Here is an 18,243-nt window from a genome sequence, read left to right on the forward strand (position 1 = left end):
GTATGAATGTTAATGTTGTAAATCGCGAGTTAAAAGTCGGACAGATTAAAATGAATGGTGTATCTTCGTCCGCACTCTTTTTAATTGGAGATGCCAACCTCCTCATTCTATCTTCTATTCTTGATACACCATTTGAAACTGTTACCGAGGGGCCATTTGTACCATTAGTAACAGATGTCCCCCCTACTCCAGGTTAAGGAGACTGAAAACTTATGTTACATCATGTATCAGTTGTCCAAAATGTTTCGATTATTTCTTTAGGGATTACTGCCGTATTTCAAGTTGGGGATGCCAATCAAATGGAATTAAAAAGTAGAGCTATTGCCGTCCACCGAGAAATTCCTTGTTATATAAAAGGTGAAGGTCGCTTCGATGCCTTTGAAATCTTTACAGATGAGCACATCACAATTCCAACGCGAACGACAGATGTAAAATTAAATATTGTAAATGAATGCCCTTTTCTTGAAGTAAATAACGTTGAATTGCGAACACTTTTAAACTCTGGTTGCTTTCAAATCGGAAATGTTGATTACGGTTTTAATAACTCTCGTATTATACAAATCCGCCAATATATTACGGATGAACCTTCCGCTCCATAATTCATATAGTAATTAAAAAGCTTAGAAAAGTAGGTGGATGGTATGCCCTCTGTTGTTGGAAATCTTGTCGTTCAAAACAGTAATGGCTCTTTCAATTTAGGGGATTTCTATAACGTATCTCCGAAAGAAAATACGAAAGCTTATAATGGATCTGGCGCTTCCAATGTTGGATTTGTCGTGAATACGTTTAGCGGCGTTAGTGCAACAAATACGTTTGATTCTGATGTGGCGGATCAAGATCAGATTGGAACAGCGTAAAAAGAGAGACCACTTCGCACTATCTCTATGGATAGACAGTAAAAAACGTCTCCGATGCCAAAGGTATCGGAGACGTTTTTTTACAACCTTTGAATAAACCGCTGTATTTTTGGCATACTCAAATAGAAATTCCCTTGGTTCATATTTTATGAAACCATTAGAAGTTGCTCCGTTGACCTCTGGTACCGCCGCGCTTTTTCCCATTGTTACTAATATCTTAAAAAATCTGCTAAACACTGAACCAGGATGCTTGAGAGAAATCCTTCACCTTTTCCCACAACTATTTGATAGATGAATATATTTATCTAAGAGGTTATGGGATGTTTCTTTTTCATGTTTTTTTAATACTTCTTGTATTGCAGTACCTGTTTTACTTTCAAAACTACCCTCTAATTTTGATGCTATATTACGGATACTGGTTTGCAGAACGTGAAACTCCCTAATATTTTTTTGTAAAGTATGGTTGTCCTCCTTTATAATATCTAATGCTTTCAGGTCTACCTCTGTTTTTAGCATTACACGTTCCATTTGTCTTTCGATTTGTTTTTTAGCAGCTTGTAATTCATCAATAACTTGATTGGCTAAGTCCCCTGTTGTATTAGCAATTTGATTTTCTATTTTTCTTATTTCTTCAATGAAATTCATTTTACACCCCTCACCTTACTAATCCTTTGAAATTTTTATTTAATTGACCATCTTTGTCTCTTAATGAATTAGCTGCATAGATAATTTCTTCCCCAAACTGTTGAAATTCTCTTTGTTTCTTTTTTAAATTATGTATTAATTCTTCTGCAAGTTGTACATTATAAAAATATTCTTGACCATTTTGAGTTGTTTTTGCTACTTCTCGAATAGCATCGTCTATTTCATATTCTGCTAAAAGATGATATTTTCCACCTGGTTGTGTTTCATATTTTAATTTTCTTTTTAATTCTGATATTCTCTCTGCTTCTTTTTGTTGAAACTCCTCTATATTTCTAATTACAGTAGATAATACATCGCTTAACCGCTGAAATTCTCTTGCATGTTTAATAATTTCATCAGGCTCTAACTCTAATCGGACACTACCACTTTTGCCGAACATGTCTTTAAAGGTCTTCATAGGATGTTCTCCCATAAATAACACCGCAAGGACCCTATCTACCCCATTACTTTTTGTTGTAAATTGTTTACCAATCGTAGGTGCCCCGAACTGTTCAAAATTTCCTACAGCATCTTTTTTATGTGTATAATCTACAGCCTTATTTTCCATGACACCTTCATCTACCCGTTTTTTTGCTTTATCACTAAGTAAGCGATAAATATTCGGTGCAGCAAATGTTGTTGTATAAAAATTCCTCTCTGCTGCTACATATTGAGCTTCTGCGGCCCCTTTACTGTGTCCAGTAGTGTGAACAGAAGTTGGTTCATATTTTTTATTCACTTTATCTACAAACTCTAGTGCACTATCAAATGATGTAGGTAGATTTTGTACCTTTCCATCTACCATACCTAAGTTTTTTTTCATCCCACCTGAAATCTGAAATGTGTCTGTAGATAAGTCTCCATCAAATTTCCCAAACTCTGTTCCACGGAATGAATAGATGATATTTTCATAATGTTTTTTATTTGGTTTATATTCTCCTGCAGGTACTACAGCGATTGCTTGCAATCCGTTTTTTATTTTCTCTTTATCTGCATCTATTGTTTCTATAACGACCCATTCTTGCCCTTTAAATCCAGTTATTTTGGTGCCCCTTTTTAAAACTTCATCATCATAAACCTGATCTGATAGCTCAAAATAATCTTCATCTGTCGCAATAGGATTCTTTTTAAATTCATTCATATGTTTCAACTCATTTCATGGTATATTTTAACTATATTCAAATTCAAGGGGATATCCTATGAAAAACAAATTGGTAATTTTTACATTTATTATTTGTATTATAGCAGGAGGGTATTTTACTATGGAATACTTAAAACAAAAAGAACAAGAAGAAAAATTTTGGAAAGTGCAAGAAGCAAGAGTAGAAAAGTATTTACATTATAATATTAAGGATGTAAAAACAATTACATTTAAGGAACATAGTGTAAGTCCAATGGGTGTTCCTAGATTAAAAGGTTATATAAACAATGATGAAAAATTAGATTTCATAGCTCGTATAAGTACGACTGAAAACTTTGAAGACAAATTTACATGTTCTGGAGAATTAGATGAAATGATAAAAAAACCAGCAAAATCTGTATCTGAAATTGAAAAAGAAGAGAAAAGAGAAGAGTAGTCTTTGCACTATTCTTCTCTTTTGCGTCCTATATTTTATGAAGCCGCCGGAAGTTTGCCCGTTTCAATCAGTATCTTTTTTACGTGCATAATCTACGACCTTATTTTCCACGACACCTTCATCTACCCTATTTTTGTTTTGTCACTAAGTAAACAATAAATATTCCGTGCAGCAAATTATGTTCCAACTCATTCCATGGTATATTTTAACTATATTCAACTTCAAGGGGATATCCTATGAAAAACAAATTGGTAATTTTTACATTTATTATTTGTATTATAGCAGGAGGGTATTTTACTATGGAATACTTAAAACAAAAAGAACAGGAAGAAAGGTTTTGGAAAGTACAAGAAGCAAGAGTAGAAAAGTATATACATTATAATATTAAGGATGTAAAAACGATTACATTTAAGGAGCACAGTGTAAGTCCAATGGGTGTTCCTAGATTAAAAGGTTATATAAACAATGATGAAAAATTAGATTTTATAGCTTATATTAGTACTACAGAAAATTTTGAAGATGATTTTACACGTTCTGGAGAATTAGGAAAACTTATAAAAGAACCTGAAAAATCAGTATCTGAAATTGAAAAAGAAGAGAAAAGAGAAGAGTAGTCTTTGCACTACTCTTCTCTTTTGCGTCCCGTTTTAAAAAGAATGTAGCGGGAAGCTTTTTATAAGGACTAAGGAAGTTATATAATACTCTTTTTATTTAAATGATAACCCGCTCTCCTCCAAAGCCTTTCTAAGCTTCGGCAAAGACGCAGGTCCCATACCATGCAGTTTTAAAATTTCTTTCTCACTATACTTTGAGAGTTCTTCTACAGTGTGAATTCCATGATGTTCTAGTGCCCTTCTTGCTGGTGCTGAAAGAAGAGCGAGAAAACCTTCTTTCGGTGCACTCTCTTTCTCACAGGTTGGGCAAGTTGGACAATCGCTACTTTTATAGTACTCGTGTCCTTGTTCACAAGTTCTTAACGTTGTCATGTTTTATAGCCCCTTTCTGCTCTTTATTCCTCAATATTCACAACGTGATTCCCATCAAAGAAGTATAAGCATTTCTCTTTCACAGGATGTTGTAAGCTTTTCTCGAGTGCTTTTGCATATAACGAAAGCTGCACTTTATATCGATCCTCTAAAATCGGTTTCGCTTGATCGAATCCGCCTGGGAACTTTCCTTCAATCGTATCCGTTTTAAAGTCGATTAACGTAATGCCGTCTTCCTCTTCAATCATGCAGTCGATAACCCCTTGGACAAGGATTGCTTCTTCGCTCTTTCCTTGCCAATCTTGATATGCTTCTTCTGCTGCAAGCATCATCGTAAATGGTACTTCACGCTCTACACTTTTTGCCGCTAATACCCTTTTACCTAAGTCACTGTCAAAGAATGAAATTACTTTTTCAATTGCCATTTCTTCTGCCTGCTCGAATGTTAATAATTCCTTATTTACCATTGCTGCGATTTGTTCTTGTAGCGTTTCGGCCGTAATCGGTTTCTTCAAATCTACATGCTGCATAACGGCATGGACTGCTGTTCCGCGCTCTGCGTACGTTAATCCTTTTTTCTCCATGAAACGAGGACGCGTTTTAATTGGTGCACGTAGTTTTTTAATAAAGGCGTTATCACTACCATCTTCTGATTGATAGTTTCTTTTTATTTCTGTAACAGATTGCTTCGCACGGTGAGAGGTTGCTTCCTCATATCCGTACTTCCACAGTAATCTGTCATACACTTCTTCTTTTCGTTCACTTTCTAACGGAACAGCCTTTTTCTCACGAAGTGCTTCTAATAATTCTTGTTTCTCTTCTTGAACTGGTTCTGGCGCAAGTAACGTGTTACCGTCAACAACCTCCACTTTCCAGTTCGTATCATACTCATAAATTTCACCTGGAATATTTCCTTGCCCTAATTCAAGAAGCATTTCACTATCACGATGCCTATATAATGAAGGGGCAATCCAGTCTAAATAACAAGACGCTCCGGCACGTATATGATCTGGTAATAACCATTCACTATGCTCTCTCGCATCAAGCCATTTTTCCATTTCTTTATTTGCATCCTTAACCGTTCCGATTAAAATTAACTTCTCTTTCGCACGCGTTAACGCTACGTATAATACGCGCATTTCTTCCGCAATTAATTCCATCTTCATTTTACGCTTAATCGCAAGTTGCGATAATGTCGTATATTTAATACGTTTACGCGGATCGATAAATTGTGAACCGAAACCGAAATCTTTATGGAGTAAGAAGCGCTTCATTAAGTCTTGTGTATTAAAACGACGACCAAGTCCCGCTACAAATACGACTGGGAACTCAAGTCCTTTACTTTTATGAATCGTCATAATACGAACGACGTCTTCTTGTTCACCTAGAGCTCTTGCCGTACCCATATCATCACCGCGTTCTAAAATACGTTCAATAAAACGTAAGAAGCGGAATAATCCTCTAAATGATGTTGCTTCATATTGTCTTGCGCGGTCATATAGTACGCGTAAGTTTGCTTGTCTTTGCTTTCCTGCTGGTAAACCACCAACGAAGTCGTAATAACCTGTCTCACCGTACACTTTCCAAATTAAATCAGAAAGGGATTGTTGACGCGCAAATTCACGCCATCCTTGCAGTAAGTTATAGAACCACTCTAATTTATCATGTAGTTCTTGCTCTTCTTCAAGCGGTGCTCCTTTTAAGAACGAGCTCATTACTTCATAAAATGACCCTTTTTTCCCATGAGCACGAAGCGTCGCAAGTTCTTCATCATTTAGTCCCACGATCGGTGAACGAAGTACAGCTGCAAGCGGAATATCTTGCATCGGATTATCAATAACGCGGAATACGTTCATCATAATATTTACTTCTGTCGCTTCAAAATAACCAGTCGCAAGGTCTGCATATACTGGAATTCCTTGCAGCTTTAACTCTTCCATAATTTGCGGCGCCCACGGCATGGAGCGAAGTAAAATAACGAAATCACGGTATTGTACCGGGCGCATACTATCATTTTTACGGTCATACACTTCATAACCTGAATCGACCATCGCCTTAATACGCTGCGCCATAAGACGAGCTTCAAGCTGTGCCTTTTCGACTTCTGCACCTTCTTCTCCGTCTATTACTTCTTCTTCCGTTTGCTGAATGCATAATAGTTCAGCCGCTACATCTTCACCAATTGGATAGCTAGCACCTAGCTTTAATTCAGCGTCAGCATCGTAATCGATTTCCCCAACTTCTTCGCCCATAATTTGTTTGAAGATGAAGTTCGTTCCTGCTAGCACTTCATGGCGACTACGGAAATTTTTCGCTAAGTCTATCTTCATTCCGCCGCCTAATCCTTCTTGCGTAAAGCGTTTATACTTTCCTAGGAATAAGCCTGGTTCTGCTAGTCGGAAACGATAAATCGACTGCTTCACGTCGCCAACCATGAACAAGTTTCCTTCACTCTCAGAATCTTTCGTTACAAATTTAATAATCGATTCCTGTACGAAGTTCGTATCTTGATATTCATCGACTAACACTTCAGCAAATTTATTACGATATTGAAGCGCTACTGCTGATGGCTTCATTTCACCGTTTTCACTTTGCTCGCTTAAAATTTGTAAACAGAAATGCTCTAAATCTGTGAAATCGACCATTCCTTTATCTCGCTTCATCGCTTGGAAACGCTCTGTAAATACTTTTACAAGCTGAACGAGTTTTTCTAATACAGGATGCATATCTTGAAAATCTCGTAAGAAACTTTCAGGTTTACGGCTAAATAACTCTTCTTGTAATTTCTTCACTTCATCTTTCGCTTTATTACGAAGAGAGTCTACTTGTTTGACAATATCTTCGTTATAATCACTTTTCTTAATACGTTTTAACGTTTGCCACGATACGTTTTGCATCGCTTCATATACGCTTGTCCACGATTCACGAGCAGCGGATGATAACGTTCCAAGTAAAGCTACGTCTGCTTGCAGAGTTTCAACGCGAGGCACTGGACCGTCAGGAAGCATCGCGAGTTCCGTCGCTTTACGAATATGCTGTTCCGCTGTTTCAAGCTGGAACTTCACATCTTCTAATAAGTAAGAAGCGTACACTAAATCTTCAATGGTCTTTCCTTCGACGTCGTATGCTTCTACTAATTTATCAAGCCATTTCTCGGGATTCGGATGCGCTCTTGATTCTGTATGAAGTGCTAAAATCATACGCTGTAAGTCATCATCACTACGGTCACTCGTATAACGATCAACAAGTTCAAAGAATATCGTATTATCTTCAATTCCATACTCTTCTTCTAATATGTCATCTAGCACTTCTTCTTTTAACAGTTCATTTTCTGTTTGATTCGCAATGCGGAAACGAGGATCTACATCAAGCATGTAGTAATATCCTCTAATTACTTGTAAACAAAATGAGTGAATCGTTGAAATGGAAGCTTTATTTAATAGGCTCAGCTGCTTTCTTACGTGCTGCGAACCTGGTTCATCAATTAATACTTTTTCTAATGCTTCTCCGATTCTGTTTTTCATCTCTTGCGCCGCTGCATTCGTAAATGTTACAACGAGCAGGCGGTCGACATCGACTGGATTTTCTTCGTTTATAATCTTTTTAATAATACGTTCAACTAATACTGCTGTTTTACCTGATCCAGCTGCTGCTGCGACTAAAATATCACGCCCGTTCGCTACAACGGCTTTCCACTGATCATCTGTCCATTGACTACCTTCTGGTTTTTTAGGCCAATTTTCTATCATTCTCCGCCAACCTCCTCTCTTATTTTCTCCATCGCTTCACTATCTTTCATATCTTTTAACGCACGGAATTGATTATCTTCAAGTGACTCATCAAACTGACAAACAGATTTGAAGTTACAGAACGTACATGCCGCTTTATTCCCCATTTTATAAGGAGCAATATCGATAACACCTTCTGTAATGTCTTTTCCGATATTTTCAAACGTATGATGTACGTATTTTTGCAATACGTTAAACTCTTGCTCACTTGCAATGCTAGAACGCGCACTAAAGCTACCGTCTTTTTTCAGACCAGCAGAAATAATATCTGAGCTTCCTGTTGAAAGTTTGTTATCCATTAAACGGACAACGTCAGCATCTCCTAGTACGAGTCCTTTCATTTTAAACTTCTTTAAAATTTCTTTTTCAATTTCTGCTTCCGTTGCGTCACCTTTCATCTCAACGATTGGGTTATGGATATGGAAATACAGTACACCAGCTGGCGATGCTGCATGGCCTTTTTTCATCCACGTCTGTGCGTTTGAAGTAACAACATCTAAATACGTTAACATTTGAAGTGCTAATCCGTAATACACTTCCGTTAAATCTAATGCTTTTGCACTTGATTTATAATCAATAATACGAAGGAACGTCCCGCTCTCATCTTCCGCCTTATCGACACGGTCAATACGGCCAACTACTTCCATCTTCACACCATTTGGTAATGCAAATTCCATTGGCGGAAGCGATCCTGTACCGCCCATACCGAACGGCACTTCTAAATCAACTGGTACGAATCCGCTCGATTTCGCATGTTCACGAAGAATGATTGATGTACGGAAAATGATTTGTTGTAGTTTTTGTTTTAAATAGAAATGACGATTTGAACTTAATAAAATTTGCCTTTGTAATAACGGCGCAATTTCTTCTATTACTAAAACAGAAAGATGCTCACACTCTTTTATTGATAAATCTGCCCAAGTGCGGTTTTCACGTAATAACTTGTCCGCAATTTTCTTTAGTGCTGCGTGGAATAATTCACCGATATCTGGTGCATCAAGCTTGAAAATATCACGCTCTCTAAGCGATAAACCGTGCTGCGCAAAATGAGCGTACGCACAACGGTTAAATAGTTCCATACGAGAGACACTTCCCTTAATTGTATCTCCATATAAATCTCTACTTACAGCTGTACTTAGTTTCTGCGCACGATTTCGGTAAAACAAACTTGATAGCACGCGGCTACTTTTTTGTTTCCATTCATCTGAAGTTACGTAGAAGTTATATACGTCCCACCAAAAGTCTAAATTCCCTTCAAATCCGTATCGCTTCCACGTTTGCAATTGCTGCATAACGTAAGATAACGTTACTTCTGGTGTTGCTACGTATGAAATTTGTTCTGAACGCGATAAGTCGTTTACGTCATTCGTAATGAACGAGTCTTTTACATCTGGGAACATTCTTTTTATTTTCTTAATAAAGCTAGACGCTAGTAACGTCTTTCCTTCTTCATCTGCAAGTGGACATGAAATGTATAATTTCTCAGTCGCTCTCGTTACCATTTGGTACATAACGAACTGTTCTTCTAATAAAGTTTGTCTCGTCGTTGGCGCTAATTCAATTCCTGCCGCGCCAAGAACTTCTCTTTCCTCATCAGAAAGCATTCCTTCATCCATCGGTGCTGCTGGTATGACGCCTTCATTTACGCCGATAATGAATGTTGCTTTCACGTTTGATAACCTGGAGTGATCAATATTAGCAACTAATACTTGGTCTAATGACGGCGGAATGTTAGCGAATTGAAGTGCTTCCAGACCTGTCGACATAACGTCCGTAAACATAGAAAGTGACATTTTCTCTTCACCAAGCATCTCTACAAACGTATCAAGAAGGCTCATTACTTCTTCCCAAACTTGCTCATGGTCTGTCGCAAATAAGAATTCTCCGCTCTCTTCTGCACGTATACGTAATTCCTCTAACTTCTTCGGAACATCAAGTTCTTCTAAAAATAAGTAAACGGCTTCGCACATTTGCATAACAGTTCCCGCACGCTTTAACCTTTTTTGCATGCGAATAACAGGCGTTCTTACAACGTCACGCAGCCTGTTTATTTTCTCTTCCATTTCACGTTCACTGTCAGTTATCATTCCGCTTGTATCGTCAAGTGAACGATAGCGGCGATACATCCACGGATCCTCAGAAGTCCATCTCTTCCCTTGTACACCGTACGCTAGGCAGTAATTCTCAAACTCATCCATTTCTTCGCGCATCGCTTCTTTTCTTACGTCTAGCGGATATAAAAGCTCCGTTTTAACGCAGCGAAACACTGCGTCATAGCGCCAATTCCCGCTAATAATCTCGAGTGCAGAACGAATGCATTCTACTAATGGATGATGTGACATCGGGCGTTTTTCATCGATGAAATGCGGAATATTATAATCCGTAAATAACGTTCGCATTACATCGTAATAACTTTCTCCGTTACGAAGAAGGACTGCAATATCTCGGTAACGATACTGTTCATCCGCGACAAGTTTACGAATTTCACGAGCAACTCCTTCTACTTCAGCTCGTAAATTCGCTGCTGTACTAATTGTTACGCTTGCTTCACCATGAAACTTTTCATTTGGACGAGCTTCATAATGCGTTTCTAAATGAGCTAATGCCGGAGAATGAAAACGAGGCTGTTCCATAAGTGGAATTGTTTTTTCAATTTCTATTTTCTCTTCACGTGCTACTTGCTTTATTTTTTCATATGTTAACGTCGTCTCATAAAATAGATCTAGTTCACTTACTGGCTGCGCTAACGTTTTTTCATCTATCGTCAACGTAATTGTGACTCTCGCTCCGCACATCATGAGCTTTCTTAAAATTTCTAGCTCTTGCGGGGAGAACGAATGAAATCCATCTATATAAATTTCAGCTCCATTTACATATTCAGACTGCGGAAGTTTTTCCACGAGTAATTGCAGATAGTCTTCTGAATCTAAATACTTTCCAATTAAAGCACGTTCAAAATCATCGTATAATAGTTGTAAATCATATACTTTATTCGCTAATAGCTTTTGTTCTGCACTGCTACTATGCGCATCTAGTTGTTGCCACATTTCATATACGTTAGATGGCGTCACATTATACCGTTTAAACTCTGCAATCATACTACCAAGATGTTCAAAGAAACCGTTTTGCTCCGCTGCTTTTTGGAACACTGATAGTCCATCTTTACGCGACTCTACAATTTTACGAAGTAACATATGTACGCCCGCTTCATCAATATGAAGACGGCTCGCTCCGCCAACTTCTTGCAACACTTTCCACGCTAATCGTGAAAAACTAAAAACTTGTGCCCGAATAGAACCTCTTACATCCTCGCTTCCAATTAACGCCTGCTGCGTTTGGAATGTCATCTGTTCTGGCACAAGATATAATATTGTTTTCCCACTCGGGCGCTGCTTTAACTCTTCCTGTACTTCGTGTAAACAAAGTGTACTTTTTCCACTTCCCGCTCTACCAATCACAAATCGAAGTGACATGTAACCCCACCTTTCACTTACATAACGAACGTTAGTTTGCTACTATAATTGTATTATAGTACACGAAAAAAGACAAACGGAGTTGTTTGTCTTTTCTATACTTCTACTTCATTATATCAACCTTTTGAAAAATTCGTTTGTACCTCTTTAATTGGCCAATATCGTAAATCAACTTTACCGACAACTGTATCAGCTTTCACAAATCCGAAGTGTCTACTATCCCAACTGCCAAGTCGATTATCACCAATTACAAAAATATAACCGGGCGGTACAGACTTTTCTTTCGTTAACTCTTCTAGTTTAAAATCGCCTGTTAGTTGCCGTCCATTTATCTCTTTCTTAAATGTTTCTAAATAAGGCTCATCCACGAATTGTCCATTTATGTAAAGTTTATCATGCTTATATTCGATATGATCCCCAGGTAAACCGATAATTCGTTTTACATAGTCCTCTTTTTTATTCGCATGAAACACAACAACATCGAACCTGTTTAAGTCCCCTACTTGATAACTCACCTTATTGACAACGAGCATATTGCCATCTTGCAATGTCGGCATCATTGACTTCCCCTCTACAACGTACGTTGAAAAGAAAAACGTTCGAAAAAATACAGCTAATAATACACCAATTAAAATTGTTCGTATCCACTCTATGCCTTCTTTTTTCAAAGTTTTCTTCATCCGCTTCTCCCCTTACCCTTTAATAATGAAGCTTGCCTTTACAAAGAAGACTATTCTTAATGTAGTTCTAACCTTACTTCAATTTTTTTACCGACATACCATAAAATAAAAATACTAATTGCTACAATTACTGATTTCACCGGATTATGAATAAATGACATTAAATCATGACCGATATACGTTAAAATAAAAATCATCACAAGCTTTCCGAATGCGAGCGCAAGTCCAAACTGTTTTACGCTAATGCGAGATAAACCAGCGACAACGTTTATAAGCGCAGACGGTGTAAACGGAAAACAAAATATGACGAAAATCGGTGCGAATCCTTTTCTTTCAATCCACCCCATTGCCTTTCGCACTCTCTCATGCTTATTTACAAAAGAGAAGAAACGACTGCGTCCAAAATGACGGATAATGAAAAAGACAAGCATGGCACCTATTACTGAGCCAAGCCATGAATATAGAAAACCGAGCCAAAATCCAAATGCAACAGCATTCGCTAGTACAAACACAATAAGTGGTAATGCTGGAATTAGCGCTTCTATCATCGGTAAACCAATACCAAGAAGTGGTCCGAACGCTTTATAACTTTCCACAATATGATCCATATTTTCTGGTGAAAAATACTCTTTGATCGACTGAAAATCCATTCTACACTTTACCCCTTTACTCTATTACTACCTCTACTGTATCACTGCGGAAATGAAAGAGGAAATGGTAGATACGACATATGGAGATGTATTTATTAAACTTTCCATACCTTTCATTAGAATTCCTTCATTATTATGCTATGATAATCTATCAATATTCGACAGGATGTGAAGTTAATTTAAATAACGTGTCCGATTATAACTTAATGGTTACGTTTGATGAGAAAAAAGAGAATACAGAAAGTAATAATTAGTCTTTTCCATATAAGTAGCGACGGATCATTATTTTCCCTTCAAACAATCATCTATTTGCTAGTTCTTACAAGCATTTTTTTTAGCAAGCGTATACTGTCAATTACGATGAGTATTAACATATATAAGAAAGATAGTATTAATACTGTACTCGGAATAGGTAACATTCGAAATTTGTATAGAAACTTATCAATCATATATATATCTTCTTCATTCGTTATAGTTGCAGGAGTGAAGATGAGGTAATCTTTCCAATTATCTATCCACGTTAAATTAACTGCGGAAAAATTTATTGTTCCTAACCACAAGTAAAGAAACATTGGTATAAGAATCATATATTGCAGGCTATGTAATATCTTTCTTTGCTTCTTACATTCAATAATTTGAAAGACAATAAGTGTTAGTACATACACGATTGACAGAAAACATACTATAGTGACAAACGGTTGAATTGAAAAAGCAAATAGCAATTTATCAATTTCACTAATTTGACTATAATCAGTTGCATTTTGAGGTGTGAAAACAAAATGTCGTTTATCAGCATCTATCATCAACTGACTACCAGTGAAACTTGTAAACATAAATGTAATAAAAAATATAGGCAAAGCAAGAATATATTGCACCCAAAATAACATGGTCCTTTTCAACATACCATCTCCTTTTTATACAGCATGGAAAAAATATGATGTATGTTCACACTATATTAAATATACAGGATAATTACCATTATATTGTAATTCAATATTCTCTTTAGCCCTCTGAGAACAAAAAATTTGTACATTTCTCTCGTTTTATTTATGAATCTTACAGCGTAGACGGTATATATAATGAAATCAAAAAGGATGAGTCTCCCCATCCTTTTCCTCTCATATATCCTCTTCTCTAACAACATACACTTTCTCATAAGCTGGTCTTAACGTTAATCCATCTCTTTGATCAACCTCTTTAAAACAAGGACTCCCTTGTTTCTTCCGACGATCTTCATACTCTGTACGCAATTTCGCTGTACGATTTTGTTGATTTTCAAAACTAGTTTTTGATATTTCTAGCTTCACAGCAAAGCCATTTATAAATCTAATAATAAGATTTCCATCTTTTAATTCTTTATTACTTTCAATATAAAAATGAGATAACCACGCGCACTCTTTTCTAGAATAAGAATAGGTAGGGAAAAAATAAAGTTGATCCGTCGGACTAATCGCAATCGGTGCTTTATGTGTAATATGAGTTAACTCTTTCGTTCCTTCTTTTCTGCCTAAGAAACTAGAACCATGCTTGCGGCAACTTCTTTCTATAATATCTAGAGGCTTTTGAAATACGAAAAAAGAATCTTCTATTTCGACAACTCGCGTAACAATTTTCTTTTCACTAAGGATAACAGGAAGTAAGGCCATCGTATTTTTATTTACAACATAATTTTCGACATAGCGTTCTACTTTATTTTCCATACTTTACTATCTCCCTTTTTATTTTCTATTTATACTAGCAGCTGCATGTATAATGTTAGCACTAAAAAAAGGGAAAAACCTTACAATCTACGATTATTTACAAAGGTTTATCATTTATTAAACACATTATAAATTTATTAATGGGAATATAGTAATAATAAATAATTAATTCATATAAAAAGAGGATTCTACATAAGGAAATGAATGTATCATTTATACTTACCAATTTTCATCCGTAAATACAAATTCTCCGGTATTCGTAATGGTGTGAATATGATCACGATTGACACGATTACCAGAAATATCATATATATTTTTGTAACTCTGTAGACTATCAAGCAATTTTTCAGTTTGAATCGCAGGAGAGGTTTTATCTTCAATTGATACAAAATGAAGATGTTCATGTAAGAATTTTGGGTGTAGTGACAAATATAAAGTTGGTTTATGCGATGTTAAAAATTCCTGCAATTGCGGAATAAGAGTATACTCCCCGCCCTCAATATCCATTTTAATAAAGTTTATATCTTGGATGTTATTATTATTTATTAAATCGTATATTGTAAGAGCTCGCACTTTGCAAGAGTGATCTGAAATAGTTGGAACCAGACTAGAAGTAGAATCTCCAAATGTATGTCTCATGTATAAGTTAATATCTCCAGATTCTTCAGCTATAGCCGCATTAATAGGGGTAATCTTTGAAGCAATAGAATGATTTAATGCACAATTTGCTAGAAGCTCCTGAAAAGCGATAGGATCAGGCTCAATTCCATACACACGTTTAGCTCTATGTGCTCCGTATAATACAGTTGGACCGATCCAAGCTCCTATATCTAAATATGAGTGTGTGGGACTTAAAAATCTATCAAAAATCTTAAATGTTTCTTCTTCCCATTCCCCTCGGTTCATATGATTCCAAATCCATACTGTCTGCGGATTAGAAATCACATTAAAGTGTACATCATTCTTTGTAACTTGAATTGGCTCTACAAACATCCTATCACTCCTTTAATCATTCTCACCTATATAAACCCTACTTATATTTTCCATATCATTATTTTATAAATATTTCATACGTTGCTATACCTTGCATTCAAATACATTTTCACATGATATATTTTTAAAGAGGGCTTATATAGATTGAATTCACGTATACCAACTTGCTGGCTTTGGCACATAATCATAATGATATAACGTAGCTGGAATTTTCACTTGATTCACAATATCTTGTGATACTCTAGCACCCCATTCATCATCTTCTCCATAACTTACATTTAAAAATTTGTGTTGTACGGCAATTCGTTTTGCATAGCACATGATATGATTCGGTTTTCTATAATAAAAATTTTCATCTTCTGTATGCTCGAGTTCTTTTCCAAATTTAGTAACTTTAGTGAAAAGATTATTGAAATTTACTGAAACATCGAATACGATACAATCAGCTGTAGCATTTGAAGCAATAGTAGTACATAGCGTATCAATATAATTCGGCTCTACTCGATCATCATCATCTACAAAAGCAACGTATTCACCTTGCGCTTGTTCAATAAGAATATTACGCTTTTCTCCAGTCGTTCTCTTTTTATTTTCGAGCAATACAAGTATTTCTACAGGTTTATCTTTAGCTTGTTCATATAATGTATCAAGCATTTGCTTTAAATGAGTCATCCGTTCTGGAACAGAAGGAATTAGAATCGAAAGTACAATATTCGTCAACTCCTCACCTCTTTTTCAAAATTACATACCCTTACTTAGTTACATATTAGGATACAAAATGATGTAGTATGCATTTTCAACCTATCTTTACAATATGTAAGATTCTCTGTTTTGTTCATGATTTTTATGAACGGTTCGCATATTACATAGACAGATGCAACAGTAATGAGGGTAGTATAAAACTCATAAATATTCAAAAGTGAACAGATACATGGACAAATCAAATAGTATTATATTCACTTTCTTTTTGCCGGATCGTTCTTTACAAAACGTTTCAGAAATCTACATGTATAGCACGTGAAAATATATTAAAAGACCTTCCTTCATGGAACGCCTTTTACATCTCTACTACCTTTATATTTACTCTTCTTCATCCTCAAAAAAACCTACTATTTTTTCTTCTTCATATTTATACTTTCTTCCAAGATTCTCTGTATTCCTTTCTATTTGTAATAATATTATATATCGATTTTCAGATGAAATGTGCGAATGAGATTTCTTCAAATCAATTAACGTCACTTTATCATGTTCATACGTTTTCGCGTACGCCTTTATCTCTTCAATCGTATGTTTTAAGTCCTCTTCGTTACCTATACGAACATCTAGTATTACTTCACTTGTATACTTCTCTACCATATATATCCCCCACCTTCTCCCCCCCCAATATAATCAATGTGCTCATATATTTCAACAACAAAAAAAGGATGGCATGAGCCATCCTTTTTTCCATCATCAACTATAAATTATAGTTTGATTACGTTTTTAGCTTGAGGTCCACGGTTACCTTCTTCGATTTCGAAGCTAACTTTTTGACCTTCTTCTAGAGATTTGAAACCTTCAGTTTCGATTGCAGAGAAGTGTACGAATACGTCGTTTTCGCCTGGAACTTCGATGAAACCGAAGCCTTTTTCGTTGTTAAACCATTTTACTTGTCCTGTTACTGCCATGATTATTTCCTCCTAAGAAAATACAAATTTTTAATTTTTTAGTCTTCCTGTCTAAAAAAAGAATCCACACATTATCAAATACGAAACATAAACTAGTTCTCACATACTTTTTCTCGTTCGTTTCCAGCACTTGATAACATATGGATTGCTTAATTTAACTATTCAACTGACATCATCATAGCACACTTAAAATAAAATGTACAATCTTTTTTGAAAATAACTGACAAATTAAGTCGCGTATATAATTATAAATATCTTATTTGAACAGGAACAAACACATTATTTGAATGCGATTACACTTCTTATTCTAAGGTGTTAAAATATAATTTCACAATAGTTAAATGGAGGGGATTATATGCCAAACTATGAGAAAGAAGAAAAGCTAACAGGGGGAAACGTCTCTAACGTATATCGTTCTGAAAATACTGTTCGGCGCGAATTAAAGCAAGGCAGCGCAAAAACCCATACGTTATTACATCATTTAGAAAACAAAGGTTTTCATTATGCACCGAAGTTTTTAGGGATAGATGAAAAAGATAGAGAGATTTTATCCTTTATTGAAGGAGAAGCTGGGAATTATCCTTTAAAAGAATATATGCGATCTAATGATACTTTAAAAGAAATAGCAAAGATGCTTCGTCTTTACCATGATGCGGTAAGTGACTTTCCGTTATCGGATGAGTGGAAACCGATGGATCATACGCCAAATAACATTGAAGTTTTATGCCACAATGATTTTGCCATATATAATATTATTTTTAATGACGAGAAACCAGTGGGTATTATTGATTTTGATGTTGCTGCCCCTGGACCAAGACTTTGGGACATCGCTTATACGCTTTATACTTGCGTGCCTTTAAGTAGAGTATATTATACAGAGTCCGGAGACGCCGTTCATTATGACTCATCGCAACATGCCAGCCGCATAAAAGAAAGAGTGAAATTGTTTGTTCAATCCTACGGTAAAAGCATGGATGAAGATTATGTAGGAATGGTGTTACTACGGTTAGAAGGATTATGTACATATATGAAACGAAAAGCACAAGAAGGCGACGTGAATTTCCAAAGAATGATAGATGAAGGACATTTAGAGCATTATGAAAAAGATATGAAGTTTATTCGTGAGCATGAGAAAGAGTGGATTTGATCATTGTATCTTTTTTGCCCGATCATTAGTATCATTTCATT

General features: G+C 36.0%; 19 protein-coding genes. 6 read left to right on the forward strand and 13 right to left on the reverse strand.

What is annotated here, in order from left to right; translation table 11 throughout:
- Positions 1-2: 2 nt before the first annotated feature.
- Genes gerPD through gerPF form a run of 3 tightly spaced genes read left to right on the forward strand, consistent with a single transcriptional unit; the run spans position 3 to position 857 of the window.
- Positions 3-197, forward strand: a complete 195-nt coding sequence (gene gerPD, locus EUC40_RS20125) for a spore germination protein GerPD (protein WP_001102342.1) — start codon at positions 3-5, stop codon at positions 195-197.
- A gap of 15 nt (positions 198-212) precedes the next feature.
- Entirely contained in the window at positions 213-599 is a 387-nt protein-coding gene (locus tag EUC40_RS20130; RefSeq protein WP_149175974.1) for a spore germination protein GerPE, read from the forward strand.
- A gap of 42 nt (positions 600-641) precedes the next feature.
- On the forward strand, positions 642-857 hold the full coding sequence (gerPF, locus tag EUC40_RS20135; protein ID WP_001141570.1) for a spore germination protein GerPF: 216 nt from the start codon (positions 642-644) through the stop codon (positions 855-857).
- A gap of 264 nt (positions 858-1,121) precedes the next feature.
- Here the strand turns inward: gerPF and EUC40_RS20140 are convergent, their stop codons facing one another.
- Together EUC40_RS20140 and EUC40_RS20145 are read right to left on the reverse strand one after the other, a co-directional pair.
- Positions 1,122-1,502 (reverse strand): hypothetical protein, encoded by a 381-nt coding sequence (locus tag EUC40_RS20140; RefSeq protein WP_071711096.1) that lies wholly within the window; start codon positions 1,500-1,502, stop codon positions 1,122-1,124.
- A 10-nt stretch (positions 1,503-1,512) separates the two neighbouring features.
- Entirely contained in the window at positions 1,513-2,682 is a 1,170-nt protein-coding gene (locus tag EUC40_RS20145; RefSeq protein ID WP_156576372.1) for a hypothetical protein, read from the reverse strand.
- Positions 2,683-2,740: 58 nt separating this feature from the next.
- Here EUC40_RS20145 and EUC40_RS20150 point away from each other — a divergent pair, with 58 nt between their 5' ends.
- Together EUC40_RS20150 and EUC40_RS20155 are read left to right on the forward strand one after the other, a co-directional pair.
- Positions 2,741-3,118, forward strand: coding sequence for a DUF1433 domain-containing protein (locus EUC40_RS20150; protein ID WP_156576373.1), 378 nt, complete (start codon positions 2,741-2,743; stop codon positions 3,116-3,118).
- Between the two features lie 236 nt (positions 3,119-3,354).
- Entirely contained in the window at positions 3,355-3,732 is a 378-nt protein-coding gene (locus EUC40_RS20155) for a DUF1433 domain-containing protein (RefSeq protein ID WP_156576374.1), read from the forward strand.
- A 93-nt stretch (positions 3,733-3,825) separates the two neighbouring features.
- On the opposite strand, the gene EUC40_RS20160 is transcribed toward EUC40_RS20155, so the two are convergent.
- The 11 genes from EUC40_RS20160 to cspA all read right to left on the reverse strand — a co-directional run bounded on the left by EUC40_RS20160 (position 3,826) and on the right by cspA (position 17,055).
- Positions 3,826-4,104, reverse strand: coding sequence for an RNA polymerase alpha subunit C-terminal domain-containing protein (locus EUC40_RS20160; RefSeq protein ID WP_156576375.1), 279 nt, complete (start codon positions 4,102-4,104; stop codon positions 3,826-3,828).
- A 23-nt stretch (positions 4,105-4,127) separates the two neighbouring features.
- Positions 4,128-7,853 carry a helicase-exonuclease AddAB subunit AddA gene (gene addA, locus EUC40_RS20165; protein WP_156576376.1) on the reverse strand — a complete coding sequence of 1,242 codons (3,726 nt, stop codon included), beginning with the start codon at positions 7,851-7,853 and terminating at the stop codon, positions 4,128-4,130.
- On the reverse strand, positions 7,850-11,365 hold the full coding sequence (addB, locus tag EUC40_RS20170; RefSeq protein ID WP_156576377.1) for a helicase-exonuclease AddAB subunit AddB: 3,516 nt from the start codon (positions 11,363-11,365) through the stop codon (positions 7,850-7,852). Before addB ends, addA begins: the two co-directional genes overlap by 4 nt.
- A 116-nt stretch (positions 11,366-11,481) precedes the next feature.
- Positions 11,482-12,045, reverse strand: coding sequence for a signal peptidase I (gene lepB, locus EUC40_RS20175; protein ID WP_000751903.1), 564 nt, complete (start codon positions 12,043-12,045; stop codon positions 11,482-11,484).
- A gap of 56 nt (positions 12,046-12,101) precedes the next feature.
- Positions 12,102-12,695, reverse strand: coding sequence for a TVP38/TMEM64 family protein (locus EUC40_RS20180; RefSeq protein WP_000347509.1), 594 nt, complete (start codon positions 12,693-12,695; stop codon positions 12,102-12,104).
- Between the two features lie 305 nt (positions 12,696-13,000).
- Positions 13,001-13,597: a DUF4306 domain-containing protein gene (locus EUC40_RS20185; RefSeq protein ID WP_156576378.1), complete on the reverse strand. Its 597-nt coding sequence runs from the start codon at positions 13,595-13,597 to the stop codon at positions 13,001-13,003.
- A 216-nt stretch (positions 13,598-13,813) separates the two neighbouring features.
- Entirely contained in the window at positions 13,814-14,395 is a 582-nt protein-coding gene (locus EUC40_RS20190) for a competence protein ComK (protein ID WP_071711105.1), read from the reverse strand.
- A gap of 219 nt (positions 14,396-14,614) precedes the next feature.
- The gene (locus tag EUC40_RS20195; protein WP_156576379.1) at positions 14,615-15,388 is read right to left on the reverse strand and encodes an FkbM family methyltransferase; all 774 of its coding nucleotides are present in this window, start codon (positions 15,386-15,388) and stop codon (positions 14,615-14,617) included.
- A 150-nt stretch (positions 15,389-15,538) separates the two neighbouring features.
- Positions 15,539-16,108: a glycosyltransferase family A protein gene (locus EUC40_RS20200; RefSeq protein WP_156576380.1), complete on the reverse strand. Its 570-nt coding sequence runs from the start codon at positions 16,106-16,108 to the stop codon at positions 15,539-15,541.
- A 360-nt stretch (positions 16,109-16,468) separates the two neighbouring features.
- On the reverse strand, positions 16,469-16,744 hold the full coding sequence (locus EUC40_RS20205) for a hypothetical protein (RefSeq protein WP_156576381.1): 276 nt from the start codon (positions 16,742-16,744) through the stop codon (positions 16,469-16,471).
- Between the two features lie 107 nt (positions 16,745-16,851).
- On the reverse strand, positions 16,852-17,055 hold the full coding sequence (gene cspA, locus EUC40_RS20210; protein WP_000301522.1) for an RNA chaperone/antiterminator CspA: 204 nt from the start codon (positions 17,053-17,055) through the stop codon (positions 16,852-16,854).
- Between the two features lie 355 nt (positions 17,056-17,410).
- Here cspA and EUC40_RS20215 point away from each other — a divergent pair, with 355 nt between their 5' ends.
- Positions 17,411-18,202, forward strand: coding sequence for a phosphotransferase (locus EUC40_RS20215; protein WP_156576382.1), 792 nt, complete (start codon positions 17,411-17,413; stop codon positions 18,200-18,202).
- Positions 18,203-18,243: the final 41 nt, after the last annotated feature.

The sequence above is a fragment of the Bacillus luti genome (assembly GCF_009739945.1).
GTDB lineage: Bacteria > Bacillota > Bacilli > Bacillales > Bacillaceae_G > Bacillus_A > Bacillus_A luti.

Coding starts and splice junctions, on each gene's coding strand:
- EUC40_RS20215 (WP_156576382.1), top strand. CDS start 17,411: ATGCCAAACTATGAGAAAGAAGAAAAGCTAACAGGGGGAAACGTCTCT.
- addA (WP_156576376.1), bottom strand. CDS start 7,853: ATGATAGAAAATTGGCCTAAAAAACCAGAAGGTAGTCAATGGACAGAT.
- EUC40_RS20160 (WP_156576375.1), bottom strand. CDS start 4,104: ATGACAACGTTAAGAACTTGTGAACAAGGACACGAGTACTATAAAAGT.
- EUC40_RS20145 (WP_156576372.1), bottom strand. CDS start 2,682: ATGAATGAATTTAAAAAGAATCCTATTGCGACAGATGAAGATTATTTT.
- EUC40_RS20150 (WP_156576373.1), top strand. CDS start 2,741: ATGAAAAACAAATTGGTAATTTTTACATTTATTATTTGTATTATAGCA.
- EUC40_RS20140 (WP_071711096.1), bottom strand. CDS start 1,502: ATGAATTTCATTGAAGAAATAAGAAAAATAGAAAATCAAATTGCTAAT.
- EUC40_RS20180 (WP_000347509.1), bottom strand. CDS start 12,695: ATGGATTTTCAGTCGATCAAAGAGTATTTTTCACCAGAAAATATGGAT.
- addB (WP_156576377.1), bottom strand. CDS start 11,365: ATGTCACTTCGATTTGTGATTGGTAGAGCGGGAAGTGGAAAAAGTACA.
- EUC40_RS20155 (WP_156576374.1), top strand. CDS start 3,355: ATGAAAAACAAATTGGTAATTTTTACATTTATTATTTGTATTATAGCA.
- EUC40_RS20205 (WP_156576381.1), bottom strand. CDS start 16,744: ATGGTAGAGAAGTATACAAGTGAAGTAATACTAGATGTTCGTATAGGT.
- EUC40_RS20130 (WP_149175974.1), top strand. CDS start 213: ATGTTACATCATGTATCAGTTGTCCAAAATGTTTCGATTATTTCTTTA.
- lepB (WP_000751903.1), bottom strand. CDS start 12,045: ATGAAGAAAACTTTGAAAAAAGAAGGCATAGAGTGGATACGAACAATT.
- gerPF (WP_001141570.1), top strand. CDS start 642: ATGCCCTCTGTTGTTGGAAATCTTGTCGTTCAAAACAGTAATGGCTCT.
- cspA (WP_000301522.1), bottom strand. CDS start 17,055: ATGGCAGTAACAGGACAAGTAAAATGGTTTAACAACGAAAAAGGCTTC.
- gerPD (WP_001102342.1), top strand. CDS start 3: ATGAATGTTAATGTTGTAAATCGCGAGTTAAAAGTCGGACAGATTAAA.
- EUC40_RS20185 (WP_156576378.1), bottom strand. CDS start 13,597: ATGTTGAAAAGGACCATGTTATTTTGGGTGCAATATATTCTTGCTTTG.
- EUC40_RS20190 (WP_071711105.1), bottom strand. CDS start 14,395: ATGGAAAATAAAGTAGAACGCTATGTCGAAAATTATGTTGTAAATAAA.
- EUC40_RS20195 (WP_156576379.1), bottom strand. CDS start 15,388: ATGTTTGTAGAGCCAATTCAAGTTACAAAGAATGATGTACACTTTAAT.